At 59.6% G+C, this 21,114-nt stretch carries 17 protein-coding genes; 9 read left to right on the forward strand and 8 right to left on the reverse strand.

What is annotated here, in order from left to right:
* Positions 1-384 precede the first annotated feature (384 nt).
* From Asbog_RS09060 to Asbog_RS09070, 3 genes are read left to right on the forward strand one after another with little or no spacing between them, the layout of a single operon-like run.
* Complete coding sequence (locus Asbog_RS09060) at positions 385-1,569, forward strand: SMP-30/gluconolactonase/LRE family protein (protein ID WP_371861648.1); 1,185 nt, start codon at positions 385-387, stop codon at positions 1,567-1,569.
* Entirely contained in the window at positions 1,566-2,795 is a 1,230-nt protein-coding gene (locus tag Asbog_RS09065) for an L-dopachrome tautomerase-related protein (protein ID WP_062164877.1), read from the forward strand. The genes Asbog_RS09060 and Asbog_RS09065 overlap by 4 nt, the downstream gene beginning before the upstream one ends.
* Entirely contained in the window at positions 2,792-3,307 is a 516-nt protein-coding gene (locus tag Asbog_RS09070; protein ID WP_062164879.1) for a YagU family protein, read from the forward strand. Before Asbog_RS09065 ends, Asbog_RS09070 begins: the two co-directional genes overlap by 4 nt.
* Before the next feature lie 52 nt (positions 3,308-3,359).
* On the opposite strand, the gene Asbog_RS09075 is transcribed toward Asbog_RS09070, so the two are convergent.
* Together Asbog_RS09075 and Asbog_RS09080 are read right to left on the reverse strand one after the other, a co-directional pair.
* Positions 3,360-3,779, reverse strand: coding sequence for a GNAT family N-acetyltransferase (locus Asbog_RS09075; protein WP_062164881.1), 420 nt, complete (start codon positions 3,777-3,779; stop codon positions 3,360-3,362).
* Between the two features lie 76 nt (positions 3,780-3,855).
* Positions 3,856-4,965, reverse strand: a complete 1,110-nt coding sequence (locus Asbog_RS09080; RefSeq protein WP_062164883.1) for a zinc ribbon domain-containing protein — start codon at positions 4,963-4,965, stop codon at positions 3,856-3,858.
* 155 nt (positions 4,966-5,120) lie between these two features.
* On the opposite strand from Asbog_RS09080, the gene Asbog_RS09085 reads away from it, so the two are divergent.
* Positions 5,121-6,743, forward strand: coding sequence for an ABC-F family ATP-binding cassette domain-containing protein (locus tag Asbog_RS09085; RefSeq protein ID WP_062164884.1), 1,623 nt, complete (start codon positions 5,121-5,123; stop codon positions 6,741-6,743).
* 232 nt (positions 6,744-6,975) lie between these two features.
* On the opposite strand, the gene Asbog_RS09090 is transcribed toward Asbog_RS09085, so the two are convergent.
* Positions 6,976-7,491, reverse strand: a complete 516-nt coding sequence (locus Asbog_RS09090) for a 2'-5' RNA ligase family protein (protein WP_062164886.1) — start codon at positions 7,489-7,491, stop codon at positions 6,976-6,978.
* 124 nt (positions 7,492-7,615) lie between these two features.
* Positions 7,616-8,311, reverse strand: a complete 696-nt coding sequence (locus Asbog_RS09095) for a TetR/AcrR family transcriptional regulator (protein WP_062164888.1) — start codon at positions 8,309-8,311, stop codon at positions 7,616-7,618.
* Between the two features lie 75 nt (positions 8,312-8,386).
* Here Asbog_RS09095 and Asbog_RS09100 point away from each other — a divergent pair, with 75 nt between their 5' ends.
* Positions 8,387-9,871 (forward strand): cytochrome P450, encoded by a 1,485-nt coding sequence (locus Asbog_RS09100; RefSeq protein WP_062164890.1) that lies wholly within the window; start codon positions 8,387-8,389, stop codon positions 9,869-9,871.
* A 9-nt stretch (positions 9,872-9,880) separates the two neighbouring features.
* Here Asbog_RS09100 and Asbog_RS09105 read toward each other — a convergent pair whose 3' ends face one another.
* The 4 genes from Asbog_RS09105 to Asbog_RS09120 form a co-directional block, all read right to left on the reverse strand.
* Positions 9,881-10,708 (reverse strand): FkbM family methyltransferase, encoded by an 828-nt coding sequence (locus tag Asbog_RS09105; protein ID WP_062164892.1) that lies wholly within the window; start codon positions 10,706-10,708, stop codon positions 9,881-9,883.
* Positions 10,709-11,350: 642 nt separating this feature from the next.
* Positions 11,351-12,718, reverse strand: coding sequence for an ABC1 kinase family protein (locus Asbog_RS09110; protein ID WP_062164894.1), 1,368 nt, complete (start codon positions 12,716-12,718; stop codon positions 11,351-11,353).
* A gap of 3 nt (positions 12,719-12,721) precedes the next feature.
* Entirely contained in the window at positions 12,722-14,533 is a 1,812-nt protein-coding gene (locus tag Asbog_RS09115) for a M3 family oligoendopeptidase (RefSeq protein WP_062164895.1), read from the reverse strand.
* 120 nt (positions 14,534-14,653) lie between these two features.
* Complete coding sequence (locus tag Asbog_RS09120; RefSeq protein WP_231944550.1) at positions 14,654-16,102, reverse strand: AMP nucleosidase; 1,449 nt, start codon at positions 16,100-16,102, stop codon at positions 14,654-14,656.
* A gap of 109 nt (positions 16,103-16,211) precedes the next feature.
* Between Asbog_RS09120 and Asbog_RS09125 the strand changes: the two genes are divergently transcribed.
* From Asbog_RS09125 to Asbog_RS09140, 4 genes are all read left to right on the forward strand, one after another.
* Complete coding sequence (locus Asbog_RS09125; protein WP_222593058.1) at positions 16,212-16,652, forward strand: DUF6525 family protein; 441 nt, start codon at positions 16,212-16,214, stop codon at positions 16,650-16,652.
* Between the two features lie 360 nt (positions 16,653-17,012).
* Complete coding sequence (locus Asbog_RS09130; RefSeq protein WP_146926375.1) at positions 17,013-18,467, forward strand: MFS transporter; 1,455 nt, start codon at positions 17,013-17,015, stop codon at positions 18,465-18,467.
* A complete protein-coding gene (locus Asbog_RS09135) occupies positions 18,464-19,669 on the forward strand; it encodes an HlyD family secretion protein (RefSeq protein WP_083510812.1) in 1,206 nt (401 codons plus the stop codon). Before Asbog_RS09130 ends, Asbog_RS09135 begins: the two co-directional genes overlap by 4 nt.
* Positions 19,666-21,111 carry an efflux transporter outer membrane subunit gene (locus tag Asbog_RS09140; RefSeq protein WP_062164899.1) on the forward strand — a complete coding sequence of 482 codons (1,446 nt, stop codon included), beginning with the start codon at positions 19,666-19,668 and terminating at the stop codon, positions 21,109-21,111. The genes Asbog_RS09135 and Asbog_RS09140 overlap by 4 nt, the downstream gene beginning before the upstream one ends.
* The last annotated feature ends 3 nt before the right edge of the window (positions 21,112-21,114 follow it).

The following is a 21,114-nucleotide window of genomic DNA, read 5'->3' on the forward strand; positions in this document are numbered from 1 at the left end:
AGCACTGGTCTCGTATCGATCACGAAAAGTAATCGGGCAATTCTTCATTGCGACTGGCCAGAGCCTGATCACTAATTTAGCGTGATTTATAACATCATCATCACATTTCCACCTGAAGCCTCTGTCGATCCGACCGGAACCTGACCTCACCCCCGACCTTGAATGACTAATCCCGTCCCGTTGCCGTCGCTTTGCGCGGCGACCGTGGAAACGAGCCTGCGAAAGGAACACCTCATGCTACCTGCCACACCCCCCGCCCCGAAAGTCGTCGCCCGTGAAAAGGTGCTTTCCGGCGCCAACGATCCAGGCCCGGCAGGTTCAGTTCCCTCCCCGACACGGCGTAGGCTGATACGGATCGGTAGCGCCGCGCTGGGCGCAGCGCTTATGGCCCCCCTGATGCGGCGGAAAGCCTCGGCCCATGACGTTCCAGCTGATACGGCGCTGTCTCCGCCGAGTGTTGTCAGCACACCGCCGCGCCTCTGGGGCCCCGAAGCTCCCGTCGCCTTTACCCCCGACCCCGATATCATTTCCTACGATCCGTCCTTCTCGGCGGTGATCCTCGATAACGCGCCGCTTGTTCAGGCGTGGAAAGGCAAGGTGCTCTGGCTGGAAGGGCCTGCATGGTCAAACGAGGGCAGGTTTCTTATCACCAGCGATGTCATGGGAAGCACACAGTACCGATACCTGCCAGAAGAACGCTGCATGACGGTGTTCCGCAAGGAAAGCTACCACTCCAACGGCAATACGTTCGATCGTGAGGGACGGCTCATCACCTGCGAGCACGGGTTGCGCCGGGTGATACGCTGGGAGCATGACGGGCGCTGCACAGTGCTCGCGGAGAGCTTCAACGGCAAACGCCTCAACTCACCCAATGATATCGTGGTCGATCATGAGGGCGGGATCTGGTTCACCGACCCGCCTTATGGCGACAGATTATGGGAAGGGCACCCGGATGCTCCTGACGGGGCCACGCCGACAAAAGACAATCTTACCTGGAATCTGGATCTGGAAGCGACAGAGCAGATAGGGGGTGAGCATGCACAGGCAACCCATGTCTTTCATCTCGACCCCGAGACGCATCACCTCACCGCACTTCTCGATGGCGACGCCCTCGCGGGGCCGAACGGGCTATGCTTCTCTCCCGATCAGAAGACGCTCTATATCGTCTCCAGCGAGAAAGGCGCCCTCAGCCCCAAAGGTGGCGGGTATCGCAACATCTACGCATTTGACGTGCAGAAACCGGGGGGCACTCAACCCGGCACGAATGGCGTCCCGGCCCTTACGAACCAGCGCGTCTTTGCCGATATGACGCTGGGTGGTCACAAGCTTATGCCCGACGGTATCAAGGCAGACCGGCTGGGCAATCTCTGGGTCGCGGCCAATGGCCCGCTCGGGTTGTGCGGTGTGTTTGTCTATAACCCGGCAGGCAAGATGATCGGCCGCCTGCGCCTGCCGCGCAGTGTTTCCAATCTGTGCTTTGGCGGAACCCAGCGCGACCGTTTGTTCATGTGCGCTGAAAATACGATTTTCACACTCGATGTCGCCACACAGGGAGCCGGCCTGTCATGAAAACGCCTTATCGATTTCTGATCGGGGGGAGCGCAGTCACTCTGCTTGCCCTCTCTGCCGCGCCTTGCGCACTGGCTGCACCAGCACCCGATACCCTCACGCCGGACGCGGCCTCACAGCGCATCGCTCTGAAAAGCGGCACGACGGCGCTGGAAGTCGTCAAACGCTTCCCGAAGGATTTCAACATGATCGGGGTCGGGGTCTCGCATTCCGGCATCGTCTATGCCTCTGCCCCGGCAACCATGAAGCGCTACAGTGCGAGTGTCGTGCGGGTCGACCCTGCGACGGGCGCCCTCCGGCCGTTTCCCGATGCAGGCTGGAACCGCTTCGACCCGCATCCGGTGGATAAGGAAGTATGGGTTTCTGTACCGGCCCTGTGGGTAGATGACCGCAATCATCTCTGGGTGCTGGATTCATCGCTCCCTTCGGTGGACCAGAAAACCCTGCCGCCCAAACTGACGGAATTCGACGCCGAGACTGGACAGCTCTATCAGATCTATCACTTCGGCCCCGACATCACCCCGGCCGACTCACTTAACGATGTACGCGTGGATACGCGCACGCGCACTGCCTATATCACCAATGAATGGGGGCGTGGCGGGCTGGTGGTGATGGATCTCGATACCGGGGCCTATCGTCTGGTTCTGGCCAATACGCGCTCGGGGATCGCCGATCCCAAACAGCATCTTCACATCTATGGGGAGCTTGCGCGCAAGAAAGACAATACGCTCCCCGTCACACAGGATGATGGCATCGCGCTCTCACCCGACCGAAAGTGGCTCTATTATCGCCCACTCACCGACCATCATTACTGGCGCATCGCGACCTCGGATCTGCGCAATGCCAAGCTCACCGATGCGGAGCTGGACAAACGGGTAGAGTATCTTGGCCAATCGGTCATGAGCGGCGGTATCGAGATGGATTCCTGCCAGCGACTATGGGTGGGGGATATCGAGAACCACGGTCTTTATGCCCTGAGTTTCCCCGAAGGGGCGACGACACCCAAAATCGACTTCAGCTATCGCAACCCGGCGGTTCTGGACTGGGCCGATGGCTTCGCGATTGCGAAAGACTGGCTCTATATTTCCGACTCACGTCTTGATGAACTAGCCTTCAGCAATTCCCGTCCTGTTTCTGGCGCCACAACCATCTATCGTATGAAGCTTCCTGCCTGCGAGACAGGTGGGGAAGCTTCACCTCAACAGATCGATGGACATTCAAATTGACCGGGAACAAGACCGAAAAGGCCTCCCTCAACAAGGCTCTGTGGGCAGGATTTATTGGTGGCAACCTGTCCAGCTTCGTCAAATGGGGAACCGAAGTTCCCCTGCCGCCCCGCACGCCGGACCGCCCCAGCCCACCAGCCGAGATGCTGCGTGATTTCGGTATCGACGTTCGTGGTCTGGTCTATCACTACTCGGACCATCTGGTGCAGGGCGGTGTGCTGCTCGTGCATCACCTCTTCTCCATCGTTTTCGCGCTGCTCTATTGCGTCATCTGGCGCTATGAGCCACGCATTGCGCTCTGGCAGGGCGTTGCCTTCGGGCTGGTCGTCACGGTGGTGTTCCATGGCATGGTGCTGCCTTTGGGGCACTGGGCACCCGCCCTGTGGAATCTCCCGCGAGCGGAAATCCTGTCCGAGACAATTGGCCATATGTTGTGGGCATGGGTCATTGAGCTGATCAGACGTGAGTTCATGACCCCAGCCTCAGAGGCAAGGAAAACCCTGAAAGCCTGAAACACGGAAAGAGCTGCAAAGCGGGGCCATCATATCGCCCCCGCAGCGACAGTCAGAGGACGAGCGCCATGCGTTGATGCTCGATCGGCCCCTTGAAAAACAGATTCCCCATCGGCTGCATGGCAAATTTCTCGTAAAAGCCGCGTGCCGTGCTGCGGGCATCGAGTTCGAGACGCGTGACGCCCAGCATCCGACAGGTGTCGATCGCCTCACGCATCAGTTGCGTCCCGATCCCCTTCCCCTGACAGCGCCCCGTCACGGCGAATTTGCGCAACTGGTACAGTCCCGGCCCGATGGGGCAAAGTGAGAGACAGCCCACCAGCGTCTCGCCGACAAACGCCCCGAGATGCGTGGCTTCGGGATCCTGTGGCACGCGACACTCATCTTCAGTCAGGGCTGGCCAAAGCACCTCGCGGCGCAAAGGCAGACAATCTTCGGTTGAAATTCTCGCAATGCGCAGAGCGTCCTGCATTTCCTTACTCCCTGACGAGGCATTTTCAAGCATCATTCCCGGCCGGTACGATGCGCGTCCACGCCTCAAGCATAACTCAGATTGCCGTCTGAGGCCCTGCGCCAAGAATTGGAGCCCCCTCAGCCGGGCCGACATCTGAACAGGCTTTTTCGGGAACCTGTCCCAGATCCTCCGCGCCACAGCTTAGGCAGAAGCGGTTGAATGCCATGTTGCGCGTGTCGCAGCGCAGGCAGTGCTGATAGAGCGTCAAACCGCAATGGACGCAGAAATTCGTGTCCATACCCTCGACCTGCAGGATAGGCCGATCGCAATCGGGGCAGATCTTCTTCTCGATACGGGCATAGGCCTGTTCGCGATCGACGCGTTGACGGCGCTCCTTCTCCGACTCTGCTTCAGCAATACGGCGCCTCGCCAGATAAGCCTGCATGTTCCTGATCAGCACGACGCAGATAACAACCGTCAGGACTGCGCCCACGCCGTAGCGCACATACCCGCCATAGCTCGGCAGATAGGGGACGAGCTCGACGAAGAACGCATAAAGCGAGGCCAGAACGAAGCCGCGATAGAGGGGCCAGTAAGCGCTTTGCCGCTTGCGCATGACCAGCCAGATGGCGAGCACCAGAAGCGGCAAGGTGAATGCAAGACGCATGAGAAACACGCGCATCTGCGCCATGAATACAGCGCGGGCATAGACAGGCCGGTACGCCTGCGCGATCGTATCGCGTTCCTGCTCGATCGCCGTTTTCTGCTGACTGAGCTCATGCACACGCTGATCGATCGCCTCGATCTTCTGCGTTGCCTGATGCTCGCGCTGCTGCAATTGTTCGAGCGCCTCGGTACGACGGGTCAGTTCAGTGTCCTGCCGCGGGTCGGTCGTCGCCTTGCGAGTCTCAAGCCAGGCCTGGAAGGCCTCCTTCGCGCTGCTGGTTGCACTATGTGCCGCCTCCAGCGCGATCTCACCGCTTTCGCGCTGCGCGCGCAGCGCATCCTCCTCGGTGCTGATCGAACGCGCATGCTGCGTCAGTGTGTCAGGGAAGACGGGTTTGTAGGCGACATCCCCTGCGCGGCGCGGCAGATCATCGATAACCAGACCGCCAAGCCCGATCAGAAACACCGCAAACGCAGCTGAAACGGCCCACATGGCCAGCCCATAAAGCCGCTCAGGGAGGCGATTGCCTTTTTTCATTCTTGTTTCCCATGATGGTGCCAAGTTGCAGGAGCACGTTACCGCAAGGGAAGCGCGATCTGACGCCTGCGTCAAATATCCGCAGCGTGATCGTAATTGCACATTACGGGGCGAGCCCGTATCAACGCCACCTTCCCCCGTGACCCAGAGGTTCCATGATCCGTCTTGATTCGATCAGCAAGCAGAACGGCCAGCGCGTCATTTTCATCGAGACGAGCGCTGCCCTCCAGAAGGGCGAGAAAATCGGTCTGGTCGGGCCCAATGGCGCCGGCAAGACCACGCTGTTCAGGCTGATCACAAAGCAGGAATCTCCCGATGAAGGTCAGGTGTTCCAGGACCGCGGCATCACCATCGGGTTCTTCAGCCAGGACGTGGGCGAAATGGATGGACGCTCCGTCGTGGCCGAGGTGATGGACGGCGCTGGCGAAGTCGCAAAGATTGCTTCGGAGCTGGCAGATCTCGAGGCCGCCATGTGCGATCCCGACAGAATGGATGAGATAGACGCCATTCTCGAACGCTTTGGCGATGTGCAGGCGCGCTTCGAGGAACTTGGCGGTTACGGGCTGGACAGCCGCGCCCGCGAGGTGCTGCACGGCCTCGGTTTCTCTCAGGAAATGATGTCCGGCGATGTAGGGCTTCTGTCAGGCGGGTGGAAAATGCGCGTGGCGCTGGCCCGCATCCTGCTCATGCAGCCTGACGTGATGCTGCTTGATGAGCCGAGCAACCATCTTGATCTGGAAAGCCTGATCTGGCTCGAACAGTTCCTGAAAAACTACGAGGGTGCGCTCCTCATGACGTCGCATGACCGCGCCTTCATGAACCGTGTCGTCAACAAGATCCTCGAAATCGACGGCGGGACACTGACCTCCTATACGGGTGATTACGAATTCTACGAACAGCAGCGTGCGCTGAATGAAAAGCAGCAGCAGGCGCAGTTCGACCGTCAGCAGGCGATGCTGGCAAAGGAAATCGCCTTCATCGAACGATTCAAGGCACGCGCCTCCCATGCCGCCCAGGTGCAGAGCCGGGTCAAGAAGCTCGACAAGATCGATCGTGTGGAGCCGCCGCGCCGCCGCCAGACCCTGTCTTTCGACTTTGCCCCTGCACCGCGCTCTGGCGATGCTGTTGCCACGCTCAAGCAGGTTGGCAAGGCCTATGGCTCACGCGTGATCTATCAGGATCTCGACCTGCTGATACGCCGTCAGGAGCGCTGCTGTATTCTCGGCGTGAACGGTGCTGGCAAATCCACGCTCCTCAAACTGATTGCAGGAGCCAGCGAGCCTGATTCAGGCAGTGTGAGCATTGGGGCCAGTGTGAAAATGGGCTATTTCGCCCAGCACGCCATGGATCTGCTCGATGGCAGCCGCACCATTTTCGAGACACTGGAGCACGCTTTCCCGCTTGCTGCCCAAGGCTCGCTGCGGGCTCTGGCGGGCGGATTCGGCTTTTCAGGGGATGATGTCGAGAAATATGTCAGCGTCCTTTCGGGCGGCGAAAAAGCGCGTCTCGTCATGGCCCTGATGCTGTTCGATCCGCCGAACTTCCTCGTGCTGGACGAGCCCACCAACCATCTGGATATCGACACCAAAGAAATGCTGATCCGCGCGCTGTCCAATTACGAGGGCACCATGCTGTTCGTCTCGCATGACCGGCATTTTCTGGGAGCACTTTCCAATCGCGTGCTCGAAGTCACCCCGGAAGGGCTGCACCGCTATGACGGTGGGTATCATGAATATGTCGCTGCCACGGGTCAGGAAGCTCCAGGCCTGCACGTCTGATCCGTTTCCGCCTGCCGGGCGCGACATCAAGCACCCGGCAGATGGCGTGATCCCGTCTTCCCGATAACCGAACGCCTCGTGAGGGATCATCCGGTTTTTATACGGGGTGCCGCACCAGACCCGGTACCCCATCCACTCCGAAGCGATAACGGTCTGTCGCCCTTCGGAATTGCCCCCTCGCAGGGCGGCGGGCGCGCCGCGATAGGATCGAAGCGTCTTTTCTGTCTCCCGCTCAGGCGGTGATGAATGCGAACCGCTCAAGCAACGTCCAGGGGCCGCCTTCATAACGCCAGAGACGTAGAGCCACCGCGTGGCACGTAACCGGATGAGGGGTCGTCTGAAGGTCTGCAAGAAGCGCACGGGCCTGTTCGGGGGACACCTTGTTCTGAACCGTTAGATGAGGCCGCCATGACGCGGCATCCTGGCGGGTCAGGCGGTCTCTCCCGACCACAGAGACGAGATCCTCACGCAGTCGGGCAAGATCCGGCGTTGTCATGGCATAGGCCACACCGCGCCCCAAAAGGTAGGGTGCACCGATCGTAATCTCGGGCGCTTCACCCAACGTCGCCAGATTCGCGCCGATGCGGCCGCGACACGATGATGGCAGGGCGTGAAACAGGGTCACATGAGCAGGGACGATATTGCGGGCTACTGGAAAATGCGTGCTGCGCATATTCTGCGCCCAATCCTGCGTAGCTGGGTCGAATTCCAGCGTCAGGATAAGCGGTGCGTCATTCCCCTGATCCATGCGACCTGCTCTCCTTACATGCTTGACGGTTTCAACCCGTCAAGACGCGAAAGAGCGTGGCGGGGTTGCCCCCGGAAACAGGCCACATGCTGGCAGACCGCTCGCCTGCCCTCCTCAAGACAGTCTAATCCTGGCCTCCATCGCGGTTTGGCCCGTCGAAAGCGATCATATCCGGGTGCCTTGTCATGATGAGGCGCGCAAGCCAGGTGCGATAGGGAAAGACGAGCGCCATGATCTGGCTGAAACCCCATGAGAGATGGCTGTCATCCGGATCGCTGATGCCTGTCTGGTGGATGACGTAGCCAAGCCAGTAGCTCGATACGATGAAGATATTGGCGACGAGCGGCGGTATGGCGTCATCCTCGATCGATAATGCCCGAAGCCGCCTGAGTTCCACAACAAGACCTGTGACCCGTGCCGACAGATCGCGATTCAGGCTCATGGCGGCGTCCTGAATCTCCGGCGCAAGGCGGAATACCGCGTTACCATCGCGCATCAGCGCCCGATAATGCCAGCTGAGCGCGCACCATTCGCGCAACAGGCTGATGGCCTGTTCGATGGCGGCAATGAGTTCGGCGCGGTTGAATTGTCGATGAATGAATGGCCCGGAGGAGAAGATCTCCCGCGCATCCGTCTCGAACAGGGCAAACAGAGCCTGCACGATCTGGGCCTTCGTCTTGAAGTAATAATAGAGGTTTCCCTCATTGATGCCGCAGCGCTCGGCAAGCTCTCGCGTGGTGAGGCGATCGAACCCGACTTCATTGGCAACGACGCGCGCCTCCTCAAGGATTCGTGATCGTGTGGAGGGACCTCGCGCCATATGTACGCTCGCTTTCTAAGGTGTTCACCTTATATGGTTTAAGGTGTTAGCCTTAGATAACGGAGTCCGTCCGCAATGTCATCCCTGCTCAACCCCGTCCGATCCCTGCCGAGCCAGATCAAGGCGCTCCACGCCACGATGAAAAACCCGGTGGAGGCCCTGCCCGAGGCGGTCTATCACGAGCGCATCGTCGAGCGTCGCCTGATGCGACAGCATATCGTCTATGTCTGCGCGCCAGACCTCATACGAGATGCGCTCGTGACCCGCAGCCATGCACTCGACAAGGGCGAAGGGCTACGCCGCGCCATCGGACCCGGGCTTGGGCAGGGCCTGCTGACGGCCGAGGGCAGCCATTGGCGCTGGCAGCGTCAGGCTCTTGCCCCGGTTTTCAGAGCCAATGCCACAGCTGCCTTCCTACCCGCCATGACGCGGGCCACTCTTGGCTGTGTGCTTGATCTCGCCAGACAGGGCGGCGTGGTGGCCATCGAGCAGATCATGATGCGGCTTACGGGACGCATCATTATTGAGACGATGCTGTCTGATCCCGAAGCCGTCGATGCCGATGCCATGGCCGACGGTCTGGCGGTATTTCTTCATCAGACGCGATGGAGCCTCCTGGGCGACCTGCTTGGCACCCCCGAATGGATGCCCCATCCGGGCAAGGCGCGCGGCCTTGCCGCCGCCCGTGCCTTGCGTCGTGAGGCGATGGCCCAGATCTCACGCCGCCGCGCGGCGATGGCGCACGGTACGCCGTCCGGATTTTCGACGCAGGAAAGCACCCCGCAAAGCGATGGAGCGTCACCGCTGCCCGATGATCTGCTTGCACGGCTCCTTGCGGCGCGTGACCCCGAGACAGGCCGGATGATGAGCGATGAGGAGATCATCGATAATCTGCTGACATTCCTGACGGCAGGTCATGAGACCACAGCGCTGGCTCTTGCCTGGACATTCGACCGTCTCGGTCGTCACCCCGAGATCGCACGCAGCGTGCAGGCGGAAATCGATGCCGTACTGGGCGCTGGTAATGTGAAGGGCACTGGGGGCGATGCGCTTGCTATGGAACAGGTCCAGAAGCTCACCCTCACACGTGCCGTGCTGCGTGAATCCATGCGTCTGACGCCACCGGCGCCGATGATCGTTCGTGAGGTGAGCGAGCCTTTCGAGCTGGAGGGGGTGCAGCTTCATCGTGGTACGCGACTGATTGTACCTATCTGCGCTCTGCACCGGCACAGGAGTCTATGGTCGGCACCTGAGATTTTCGACCCGTCGCGGTTCATGAGTCAGCCCGATGGCAAGGAAAAACAGATCGATCGCTTCGCCTATCTGCCTTTCGGCGCAGGTCAACGCATCTGCATCGGGGCAAGCTTTGCCGAGACCGAGGCCCTTGTTGTCATGGCGCTTATGCTACGCCATGTCACCCTTACCCCGATGCTGCGCGAAACCCCGCCCGGCCGGATGGAAATCACCATGCGACCGGCAAGGCCCCTGCTGATGGCGGTAACGGCACGTAATCAGGGAGCTTCGGTAGCCCAAGGCCTAAAGCCTCCGGACCAACCGTAAGCGCTCGGGTTATGAAGTCTGTTCGTGAGCGAAAGGATGGAAGGTCAAATCCACGACCTCGATCATGCCTTGCACATTGAGATTGAGCTCTTTGGGCGCACACAGCATATTGCACGACACTGTGTTATCGTAGATATTTTCCGGGTCATTCCGGTAATTGTTTTTATTATAAAGCGCCGTTACATGCCAATATAGAATATAATCCTGCGCCCAAAGATGCTTTATCAACTCTGCTGAGCGATCTGGTCGGTCATTTTCAACGAAAATGACCGGTCGGCACCGGGCTATGGTTTCCGATGCGCCCTGCAATGCTTCAAGCTCGAAACCCTCGACATCGATCTTGAAGAGCAACGGGTGCTTGTCCGTCAGCATGTCATCGGCCCGCACACACGGAACCTTCACTTGCTCGGCCTTGTTGTCGTGGCTCATGGAAACACGACCGAAATTGCCAAGCTGCCGGTAATCGGGGCGTTCAAATCCGAGCACACCGCGCTCCGCACCGCAGGCAAAAGGCCAGGCGACAACATTATCGAGCGCGTTCAGAGCCAGATTGGCGCAGAGATTCTGGAACAGGAAAGGCTGAGGCTCGAAAACAACGACATCAGCCCCGACCCTTGCGGCAGCTTGGGCGAGAGCCACTGTCATGCTGCCGTTATTACCGCCGATCTCGACGATGGTACCCGGCCCCCTGATGAACTGCCGCAGAAGCTCCAGCTCGCCTTCGCCATATTCGCCATAACGGATCAAGGCCTGTCCGATGAAGAAATCGCATTTATTCGCCAACATCGGCCCATAGCGACCCTGGGTCAGTTCATAAGGCAGTAGGGGCTGAACCATTTTACGACACTCTTATTCTGCTTTGCCCGAAGCAATGGGCACGTGCTCGTCAATATCCCCGTTAAATAACCGACCTGCCGCGTTGCGACTACTCCGATTTGGATTATGGAAACGTTAATACCTTCACATAAGCGAGATATTCCATGAATTTACATTACATCGATGTCAAATGAATGCGTGTATATATCAGAATGCATGGAATAAGAGACCAAGACCGTCTGAGATACGGATGGTATTTTTCAAAATTTATTATAGTCCACGTGAGATGATCATACTATACCTCTCCTAGACGGCGCATCAATGATCCCCACTGAGGCAATACGATATAATAGCAATGGATAATCTATATTGTGTTATTCATTATTTAGACTCGCGAAAGGTGTATTTGCCTGTAAATGCAGGAACGCCGTTCGCCGAGACACCAGTCACCACGAAGGCTTCACCGCTTCCCACGTAGTGCCGTCGCATGTGTCAGCAGAGGGGTAGGAACAACGTCACAGACCCCTCACCACTATGCCCTGCGATAAAGAGGCTTCGCCCTTCCTTCCCTCAGCGAGAAGGCAGAGCGCAACAATGCGCGAAAGACACCATTCCTACATCCGGCTGGCACGTAGTCTTGATCAGAAGCCAGCCGGGGAGGACTTATAGACCGTTGAGCGGCGGCGGCACGCGAGCGGCGGCGAGTGCCACCTGCTGTCGCTCCGCAAGAGCGACCTCGTCGAAATCCGCAATCAGTTCCTGGAAAAGCTTGTGCCAGTTCAACTTGGCGCGCAGGCGAAGGAAAACGCTCCCCAGACCGATGGCGGAGCGATCGACCAGCACGAACTCACGTGACGGGCGGACGCCACCTGTGCGCTTGAGCCCCTCATAAACGCGTTCAGCAATATCACGCCCGAAATTGGGGTCGTCATTTTCCTGAATGAAACGTTCGCGGTCATCCATCAGCGGGCCATAGATGAAACGCGCCCATTCGTTCAGCACCGAAGCTGTCTCACGCGACAGCCCCTTGAAGCCCCAAGCCTCATAGGCTGCAAAGGCCATGTCCTCATCATTGTCACGCAGCGCATTGAAGAGGTCGATGATACCCTTGATAAAATGCGGTGGGAAAATCCGTATCGCACCAAAATCGAGCAGGTTGAGCCCCCAATCGGGGCGAATGGTGAAATTGCCCATATGCGGGTCGCCATGAATAATGCCGTAGCGATAGACCGGTGTGTACCACGCCTTGAACAGTGCGGTCGCAATGGCATTACGCTCTTCCTGGGTCGGGTTCGTATCCAGGATCTTCTGGATACCCCTGCCCGAGACCCACTCCATCGTCAGCAGGCGACGGGTGGAGAGCGCCTCGACAGGCAGTGGTACCGTGACCTCAGGAATATGCTGCAGCATGTCGCGATAGAGCCGCATATGCGAGGCTTCGCGCTCGTAATCGAGCTCCTCACGCAGGCGCTCTTCCAGCTCGCGCACGACTTCGTCCTGTTTGATGGCTGGCAGGAACTGCTGCACAAGCCCGACCACCACCCTGAACTGACGCAGATCGGATTCCACGGCAGCGTTCATATCGGGATATTGCAGCTTGCAGGCGACATCCTGCCCCTCTGCCGTTACCGCACGATGCACCTGCCCCAGACTGGCCGCCGCCATGGCCTGATGGGAGAAGGAGCGAAACTGCCGCTCCCAGTTCACACCGAGTTCAGTCACCATACGGCGGCGCACAAAGCTCCAGGCCATCGGCGGGGCATTGGCCTGAAGTTCTGCCAACTGGTTGGCATATTCCTCGGGCAGGGCACCGGGGATGGTAGAGAGTATCTGCGCGCCCTTCATGAGCGGCCCCTTGAGCCCCCCCAGAGCCGCACGCAGGTCATTGGCATGAATGGCCTGATTGGATTTGAAACCAAGCTTGTTGCCAATCACGCGCGTCGCGATACCCCCGACCGTGCCTGAGGCACGCGCCATGCGCTTGATTTCGCCAAACAGGCCAGTCTGATCCAGATCCTTGGGTGTGCTCATCGGTTAAGCGCTCTTGTCCTGTTTTTCCTGAGCCTCAAGCTCGTCAATGAAGCCGGAGATCACATCCAGGCCCTTGCGCCAGAACCCCGGGTCGGTCGCATCCAGACCGAAAGGCGCCAGCAAATCGGCATGACGCTTTGTGCCCCCGGCTTCCAGCATCGCCACATAACGATCCTGAAACGCGGCTGTTCCACCCTGCTTGTCCTGTTCGCTTTGATAAACGCCATAGAGCGCATTCACCAGGCAATCCCCGAACGCATAGGCGTAAACATAAAACGGTGAGTGCACGAAATGCGGGACGTAAGACCAGTAGGTGTCATAATCGGGAGTAAACTCGAAGATCGGGCCAAGGCTGCGCGTCTGCACCTCGCGCCAGATTTCGCCCAGACGCTCGGGAGACAACTCGCCGTGACGGCGCTCATCATGCACCTTCACCTCAAACTGGTAGAAGGCAATCTGGCGCACAACCGTGTTGAGCATGTCCTCGACCTTGCCGGCCAGCATCCGGCGTCTGCGCGCGGGGTCGCGCTCCGCGTCCAGCAGGGCACGGAATGTCAGCATCTCGCCGAACACCGAGGCTGTCTCGGCAAGGGTGAGCGGGGTCGAGGATTGCAGATAACCCTGCTTTGCCGCGAGAAGCTGATGCGCGCCATGTCCCAGCTCATGCGCCAGCGTCATGACATCGCGCGTGCGACCGTGATAGTTGAGCAGCACGTAAGGATGGGTGTCCGGTGTGACCGGATGGGCAAAGGCGCCGGATGACTTGCCCGGCACTGGCGGCACGTCGATCCAGTCATTCTCCATGAAGCGCCCCACGAGCGCACCAAGGCGCGGGTCGAAACGCTCATAGGCATCGCGCACGATGGTCTTGGCATCTTCCCACGGGATCAGCCTGTCCTCGTCACCGGGGAGCGGGGCGTTGCGGTCCCAGTGCTGCAGCTTGTCGAGGCCAAGCCATCCTGCCTTGAGACTGTAATAGCGATGTGCCAGTCGGGCGTAATCAGCGTCGACCGCCGAGACGAGCGCATCGACCACCTCATCCTCAACCATATTTGCCCGGTTGCGGCTCGATGAGGGGCGCGGAAAGCCCCTGAGGCCGTCCTCGATGGACTTGTCCTTGGCGAGAGTATTGGTGATCAACACGAGAAGGCGCTGATTGGCCCCCAGAGCGCGGCTTACTTCACCGGCAGCGATACGACGTTTCTCCCGATCGGGGCTCGATAACTGGTTGAGCGCGTCACCCAGAGGGCGCTCCTCGCCATCGAGCGTGACCGTCAGGGAGGCCATGGTCTCGTCAAAAAGCCGGTTCCACGAAGCCCTGCCCGTCACCGACTTCTCAACCAGTACCTGTTCCACCTCATCAGAAAGCTGATAGGGCCGCCATACACGCAGATCACGCAGGAAGGGCGCCCAGCGGACGAGCTCGGCATCCTCCAGCAGCTTTTCCAGATGGGTATCATCCAGTCGGTTGAGCTCAAGCGTGAAGAACAGCAGATGCGATGAGATTGCCGTCAGACGCTCTGTCATGCCCTGTGAGAAGCGCCCGGTGGCCGGGTCGGTCGTTCGGGCCGCAAAGCCAAGCTGAGCAAAGGCACCCAAGCGGCCCATGCGCTGGTCGATCTGCTCATACGCTACGATGGCAGAGGCCAGATCGCTGGCACTCGCTTCAGCCAGCCTGCCTTTCCAGCGTTCGGCAAAGGCCTTTGCCTGTTCATCGCACCAGGCGAGATCGTGCTCGATGGAAGGGTCATCGAGGCCGGCATACAGATCCGAGAGATCCCAGCGGGGCAAGGTAGGGCTGTCGGCTTGGGCCATGTCGTCGGGTCCTTGTTATCTTTGTCTGTCCCATCCCATCTGGTGACGACCAGATGGGACAGAAAGAGGGGTATCGCCCCTGCCGTGAAAGAGTGCGTGTCGCGTCCGGGAAATGACGCCCTAGCGGAAAGCCGGCTCGTCAAAGCCGCGCAGCTTGCGCGAATGGAGACTCTCCACCCCCCGCTCACGCAGCAGACGCATGGTCTCGATCCCCACCATGAGGTGCTGGCTGACCCGCTCGCGATAGAACGCATTCGCCATTCCGCGCAGCTTCAGCTCGCCATGCAATGGCTTGTCAGACACACAAAGCAGCGTGCCATAGGGAACGCGAAACCGGAATCCGTTGGCCGCAATGGTGGCGGATTCCATATCCACGGCGATGGATCGGCTCATATTGATCTGGGTGAAGAGCGCCCGCAAACGGAGCTCCCAGTTGCGGTTATCGGTCGTCATGACCGTGCCTGTGCGCAGCCTGGTCTTGATCTCGCGCTCGTCCAGCCCGGTCACGCGCTCCATCGCCTCCTGCAGCGCCACCTGCACCTCTGCAATTGGAGGGACAGGCACCCATGTCGGCAGGTCGTCGTCAAGCACATGGTCGTCGCGCACATAACCATGCGCCAGCACGTAATCACCCAGCAGCTGGGTGCGGCGCAGCCCGGCGCAATGGCCTACCATCAGCCAGCAGTGAGGACGCAGAACGGCCAGATGATCGGTGATCGTCTTGGCGTTGGAAGGGCCGACACCGATATTGATGAGCGTGATGCCATCACCATCCGGGCGGCAGAGATGATAGGCGGGCATCTGCGGCAAGGAGGCCGAAGGCTGCCCCGACATACCGGTCTTGCTGTAGATCGCATCGCCCGGCTCGACGAAAGCGCTGTATTCACCGCCCGCATCGACCTGTGCGCGGGCATAATCGCGAAAGCCATCAACATAGCGCTGATAGTTGGTCAGCAGAATGAAGCGCTGGAAATGACGGGGCGCCGTGCCGGTATAGTGATGCAGGCGCGCAAGCGAATAATCCGTCCGTTCTGCGGTGAAAAGCGCCAGAGCCCTCGGCGCATCGGGGTCCGGTATGATTTCGCAATTGGCAATGCGATCATCTGTCGCATGCAGATCCGGTAAGGCGTAATTATCCTGCAGGATCTTCAGATCACTCTCGGTGAGGCCAGTCACAGCCTCTTCCATGACATAGGGCAGCGGCATGGGGCGACGTGACAGCCCGACATGCACAGGCTGACGGTAACATTCGAGCAAGTTCTCGATCTGGGCACGCCAATAGCTGCGAAAGAGCGCAGGTCGCGTCAGGGTGGTGCCATAGAAGCCGGGCTCAAGCAGAACGCCAAAACGCGGCTTCACATCATGGGGGATCGATCCGCGCGCGAGAGAAAAAGCGAGATAGGGATAATAAGACTCCGCTGGCTCACGCGCCTCGAAGGCCTTGCGCAGCCGGGATGCCCCCTCGTCGTAAAGCGCCTCGATCCGGTCAAGCGCTGCCTCGGCATCATGAAACGGCATGAAGCCTGAACCGACCTGGTCGAACATGCCATCCTGATCCGATACGCTCATCCTGCATCCTTCCCATTTTTCAGCCCGCTCTTGAGAGGGTTGCGATCAGGCTAGCCCGAACTGCACAACGACGATAGACGCAGATATCGGTACGTTATAACATAACGATATGAGCCATCACGATTCCGCCTCGCCTGCCGCTATCCGTTCTGCGAACGTGCAAAGCCGCCTCACCTCTGAGGCTGCCGGAAAAAGAGCGTCCAGACGCAAGGCATCCGCAGATAATGACGGCACCTGCCGCAAAACGATCTGGCGCAGGCTGGAAGGCGATTCATGGGAGGCGTTCGATGCCCTGCCCCGCGCCATTCGCCTTCGGTTGACCGAGCATGTCTATGATGCCTGGTCGGTCAACGCTCTGGCACTGTGGCGCCACTACAAGAAAGTGCATGGCGCGACTGAAAGGGCTGAACGTGCTATGATCCGCTACCTCGACTACTGCGAGAGGCTTGAGCAGCAAGCCTTTATCGAGCGCCACGGCGCCCTGGCCCATCAGGCAGCAGGTGCCACACCGTTACGCTATGAAGCCTCGCGCCAGAAAATGGGGGCTTGAGCTCGAAACGCCCTCAGAACAGAGATACGCCACCATAATACTATGACGGTTGCGTTTAATTAACGCGCATCACACCATTGTCACGCACCCACTCATAAATAGTCTGCCATATGATCGGCCTGTCATGCGCAGATCGATGTTGTATTTATTTGGACAGTCCGAACTCCATGCGGCGATTCTGTGTCCGGACAGGCGGCTTCTACCGTATGACTGCATGAGGACATTGGCTTCAGAAGGTGTAATCTTCTGAGCGACGCCCAATCGACCGCCGGACTGGAGCGCCCTCCTCTTCTGGGCGCTCCCTATATCGCCCATCACCCCATGTGGCGGCGGGTTCTCTACGCGTGCTTGGGCATTTTCATGCCCATCATTGCCTCAACCCAGAACGCCCTCCTTTCGGGCAATCTCGGGAGCGCAGCCGGTGAAGCCGGACTGACCACAGCCGAGGCGGAATGGCTGATCGCCGCGTTTGTCGGGGCGGCGGCCTTTGCCAATCTGGTGGTGATCAAGGGGCGCCAGCAATTCGGCATAATGTTCTTTCTCATCACCCTGCTCGGGGTGAATGTGGCAACCGGGCTGCTGCTGATCGCCGCCCCGTGTTTCGCAACCCTGATCATCAACCGTGCCAGCAACGGGCTTATGGTATCGACCAGCGTTGCGGGGGGCGTTTATTACCTGATCCAGGCGCTCCCCAAATCGCATCGTGTCATGGCCATCGCCATTGCCATCACCTCCCTACAGATCGCCGTCCCGCTGGCGGCCCTTATTCCCGTCGAAACGCTGACCCGCTCGGGCAATCATGGCTTTGCGTGCCTCGGCACAGCCTTCGCTGCCCTGCAACTCGCCTTCGTTCTGCTGCTGCCCCTGCCGAAAACCAATATGGGCCGCGTTTTCGAGAAAATGGACGGCATGTCAGCCCTGCTCCTGTGCGGCATGTCGATCTGCCTTGCCTCGTTCCTGACTTTCGGGCGCACCATGTGGTGGACAGACACCCCCTGGATCGGGTGGCTGCTTGTCGGCACAATCGGTTTTGGTGCTGCGGCTCTGGCGGTTGAGCTCTGCCGCACGCGTCCGCTGCTCCAGATCGACTGGCTGAGTACCGGCACGATTTTCCGTTTTGCGCTTGTCGCCATCATGGAACGGCTCCTGCTGTCAGAGCAGAACACCGGTGCTATCGGATTGCTCGGTCATGCGGGGCTGCTCAATGACCAATATCACACGCTTTATCTGCTGGTGATTCTGGGCATGGTGGCTGGGATGAACGTCATGGCGCTGACACTCTCGGCCCGTGCAATCCCCTATCAGTGTATCGTGGCCCTGCTCGCCATCGCCCTTGCCGCATGGCTTGATTCCGGCAGTAACGGCCTCACACGCCCTGCCGACATGTATCTTTCACAGATGCTGCTGGGCTTCGGCACCACGCTCTTCGTCGGCCCGGCCCTGCTCTATGGTGTCATTCTGGTGCTCAAATCGGACACGAGCCATTTCATCTCCACCATCTATGTCTTTGCCATCACGCAGAGTATCGGCAGCGTCACAGGGGCGGCCCTGCTGGGCAGTATCCAGTATTATTACGAACGCTATGCCCTGACCGGGTTCAGTTCACGCCTCGACGACACAGCCAGTCTCTCCCTCGCCACGGCGGGTCGAGGCCTAAGTGGTGTTTCCAGCACCCTTTCGGATCAATCCGCCATCATGGGGTATCTGAACCTGTTCGGTTTCGTGGCCGTCCTGGCGCTTTGCGCCGCCATTCTGATCGGCCTCTTCCTCATCGGGCGGCATCTCATGCAATTCACGAACAAGCGCCTCTCATGACCGACACACATTCTCTCCCCCCCGACCAGAATGCACCGCCTCCCGGCAAGACAGCATCGGGAGGGGCGCCCGCAGCGCCCCCATCAGGCGCGGTCTGGCATCCCCCCCGACGCAGCATCACCATACTGAGCGTGGTGGCCTTGCTGGCTTTCATCGCCATCGGTTGTGTGCTGGCAACCTTCGACCTAGCCCCTTTCGGGACCGAGGGTGTGAGCACGGATGATGCCTATGTGCAGGGCCATGTCACCATCGTGGCGCCTGAAGTGCCGGGTTATATCGAGGGGGTTTTCGTGACCGACTTCGCCCCGGTGCATAAGGGACAGCTTCTGGTGCAGATTGACGAAAGCACCTATCGCGCCCGCGTGGCACAATCCGAAGCCGATCTCGCAAGCAGGCAGGCGGCGTTGGACAATAACAGACAGAACCAGGCCTCGGCCCGTGCGCGGCTCGACCAGCGTCAGGCGGCCCTGATGACGGCACAGGCCCACCTGACCCGCAGCACAGCGGATCATCGGCGACAGGCGGCCCTCGTGGGCGATCAGAGCGTGTCGCGTGTGGAATATGATTCCGGCCTCGATGCCCTGCGTTCCGACCAGGCGGCATTGCGTCAGGCTCAGGCCGATATCCGTGCCGCACAGGCCGATGTGAAAGCGGCGGATGTGCAGGAAGAAGTTCTCAGCGCGCAGGTTCGTCAGGCGGCCGCAACCCTTGACTCGGCGCGCATCGACCTCGGTCGCACCCATATACGCGCAGCCAGTGACGGTGTGATTGGCCGCACGGGCGGCACGCATATTGGCGCCTATGTGGGCGCAGGAACGGCGCTTTTCTCTCTGGTCCCCCGTGAGCGCTGGGTGGTTGCCGAGTACAAGGAAGCCCAGACTGGCAATATCCGCATCGGTCAGGTGGCCTCTTTCACCGTGGACGGCCTGAACGGGCAGAAATTCACAGGACGGGTTTTCCGTATCGCACCCGCAACGGGCTCAGAATTTGCAGTCGTCAAACCGGATAATGCGACGGGCAATTTCGTGAAAATTCCCCAGCGTATCGGCATCTATATAGCCGTTGACCCGAACCAACCCAACGCCGATCGCCTCGCCCCGGGCATGTCGGTCGAATCCTACGTCGCCACGCCGCCTCAGTCGTCTTCCGATAGTGCCCGGTCCACGGCTGACACAGGCACAGCAGGAACCCAGGCGCCATGAAGACCGGTTTTGTCTCGCGGCGATACTATCCCGCCAAAATCCTGATCGGGCTGTGCCTTTTATCGCTCGGTGCGACGGGATGTCAGGAGAGGGATTTCAACCTGCCGAAAGGCTCGGCCGTGGTGGCACCGGCACAATGGCGGCAGGGCGACCAGGCAGCGATGCCCACGAAGCTCGACCCGCAATGGTGGGGGCAGTTCGGCGACCCTGTTCTGGTGGCTCTTGTCGCCCATGCGCTGGACAACAACCCAGATCTTGCTTTGGCGGCTGAAAATGTCATGCAGGCGCGTGCACAAATGCGCCTCGCCCTCAGTGCCCAGCTTCCCCATATCGACGGTCAGGCTCTTGGTATCGGCAATAGCCGCCTCTTCGGATCGAATTTCAGCCAGTATATTCTTGGCGGTGGCCTGACATTCGATTTCGATCTGTTCGGCAAGCTGCGCGAGCAGACCCGTGCGGCCCGGATCCAGACCCTTGCCAGCGCGGCGAACAGGGAAGCCGTCCGTCTGGCACTGATCGGCGATACGGTACGTGCCTACGTGTCACTTCAGGCCTCGCGCACGGCGCTGGAAGTGCTGCAACGCACATTGATCGTTCGGCAGAATGAACTGGTCCGCGTGCGCCACCAGCTTGCCACCGGTTATGAAAAAACCAGCACCTTCGATCAAGCGAACGCTCTGGTCAGCGACGCCCAGTCCCAGATCGAGTTGACCCGCTTGCAGATTTCACAGCAGGAGAACGCCCTTGCCGTGCTTCTGGGCGAAATGCCCAGTGACGAGATGGCGCGTCTGACGCAAGGCAAACCGCTCGCCGCACTCGTGCTCCCTCCAGCGGTAACCCCCGTTCCGGCGCGTCTGCTCGCCAACCGGCCCGATCTTATCGCGGCAGCAGATCAGATCATCGCAGCCGATCACTCCCTGCGCTCCGCCCGAGCCGCCTTTTTGCCCGATATCAGCATCAATCCCGGCATCGGCACGGCGGGGGGCACAACCCCCATCTCGGGCACGATCTGGTCTCTGGGCGGTAGTATGCTGGCGCCTATCTTCGAGGGCGGCGCTCTGCGCGCCCGTGAAAGCATGGCGGTATCGCAGCGCAACCAGGCCGCATGGAGCTACCGCAAGGTGGCGGTTCAGGCATTTCGCGAGGTGCAGGATGCCCTTACTGGCGTAACCCGACTGGCGGCGCAGGAAGAAAGTCTGCAACGCAGCCTTGAGGCACGACGACACACCCTCGAGGATGCCCGCAAGGAGCTCGCGACCGGGTATGTCAATTATTTCGATGTCGCCAATGCCGAAACCGCAGCCTTGTCAGCCGAGCTTCAGACTGTACAGGTCAGGGCATCGAGACTGGCCGAAATCGCCACGCTCTACCAGGCAGCAGGCGGCGGCTGGACTCCGCCAAAGGATGTGCTTCCCCTGCCCACCCATGACGACAGGTCTTGAGCC

It is taken from the genome of Asaia bogorensis NBRC 16594, from assembly GCF_001547995.1.
In the GTDB taxonomy this organism is placed as follows: domain Bacteria; phylum Pseudomonadota; class Alphaproteobacteria; order Acetobacterales; family Acetobacteraceae; genus Asaia; species Asaia bogorensis.

Excerpts from the sequence above, each read along its gene's own strand:
- Asbog_RS09120 (WP_231944550.1), bottom strand. The coding sequence starts at position 16,102 with ATGAGCGTATCGGATCAGGATGGCATGTTCGACCAGGTCGGTTCAGGC.
- Asbog_RS09095 (WP_062164888.1), bottom strand. The coding sequence starts at position 8,311 with ATGGCGCGAGGTCCCTCCACACGATCACGAATCCTTGAGGAGGCGCGC.
- Asbog_RS09085 (WP_062164884.1), top strand. The coding sequence starts at position 5,121 with ATGATCCGTCTTGATTCGATCAGCAAGCAGAACGGCCAGCGCGTCATT.
- Asbog_RS09105 (WP_062164892.1), bottom strand. The coding sequence starts at position 10,708 with ATGGTTCAGCCCCTACTGCCTTATGAACTGACCCAGGGTCGCTATGGG.
- Asbog_RS09130 (WP_146926375.1), top strand. The coding sequence starts at position 17,013 with ATGCCCATCATTGCCTCAACCCAGAACGCCCTCCTTTCGGGCAATCTC.
- Asbog_RS09110 (WP_062164894.1), bottom strand. The coding sequence starts at position 12,718 with ATGAGCACACCCAAGGATCTGGATCAGACTGGCCTGTTTGGCGAAATC.
- Asbog_RS09100 (WP_062164890.1), top strand. The coding sequence starts at position 8,387 with ATGTCATCCCTGCTCAACCCCGTCCGATCCCTGCCGAGCCAGATCAAG.
- Asbog_RS09135 (WP_083510812.1), top strand. The coding sequence starts at position 18,464 with ATGACCGACACACATTCTCTCCCCCCCGACCAGAATGCACCGCCTCCC.
- Asbog_RS09065 (WP_062164877.1), top strand. The coding sequence starts at position 1,566 with ATGAAAACGCCTTATCGATTTCTGATCGGGGGGAGCGCAGTCACTCTG.
- Asbog_RS09140 (WP_062164899.1), top strand. The coding sequence starts at position 19,666 with ATGAAGACCGGTTTTGTCTCGCGGCGATACTATCCCGCCAAAATCCTG.
- Asbog_RS09125 (WP_222593058.1), top strand. The coding sequence starts at position 16,212 with ATGAGCCATCACGATTCCGCCTCGCCTGCCGCTATCCGTTCTGCGAAC.
- Asbog_RS09115 (WP_062164895.1), bottom strand. The coding sequence starts at position 14,533 with ATGGCCCAAGCCGACAGCCCTACCTTGCCCCGCTGGGATCTCTCGGAT.
- Asbog_RS09075 (WP_062164881.1), bottom strand. The coding sequence starts at position 3,779 with ATGCAGGACGCTCTGCGCATTGCGAGAATTTCAACCGAAGATTGTCTG.
- Asbog_RS09080 (WP_062164883.1), bottom strand. The coding sequence starts at position 4,965 with ATGAAAAAAGGCAATCGCCTCCCTGAGCGGCTTTATGGGCTGGCCATG.
- Asbog_RS09060 (WP_371861648.1), top strand. The coding sequence starts at position 385 with ATGGCCCCCCTGATGCGGCGGAAAGCCTCGGCCCATGACGTTCCAGCT.
- Asbog_RS09090 (WP_062164886.1), bottom strand. The coding sequence starts at position 7,491 with ATGGATCAGGGGAATGACGCACCGCTTATCCTGACGCTGGAATTCGAC.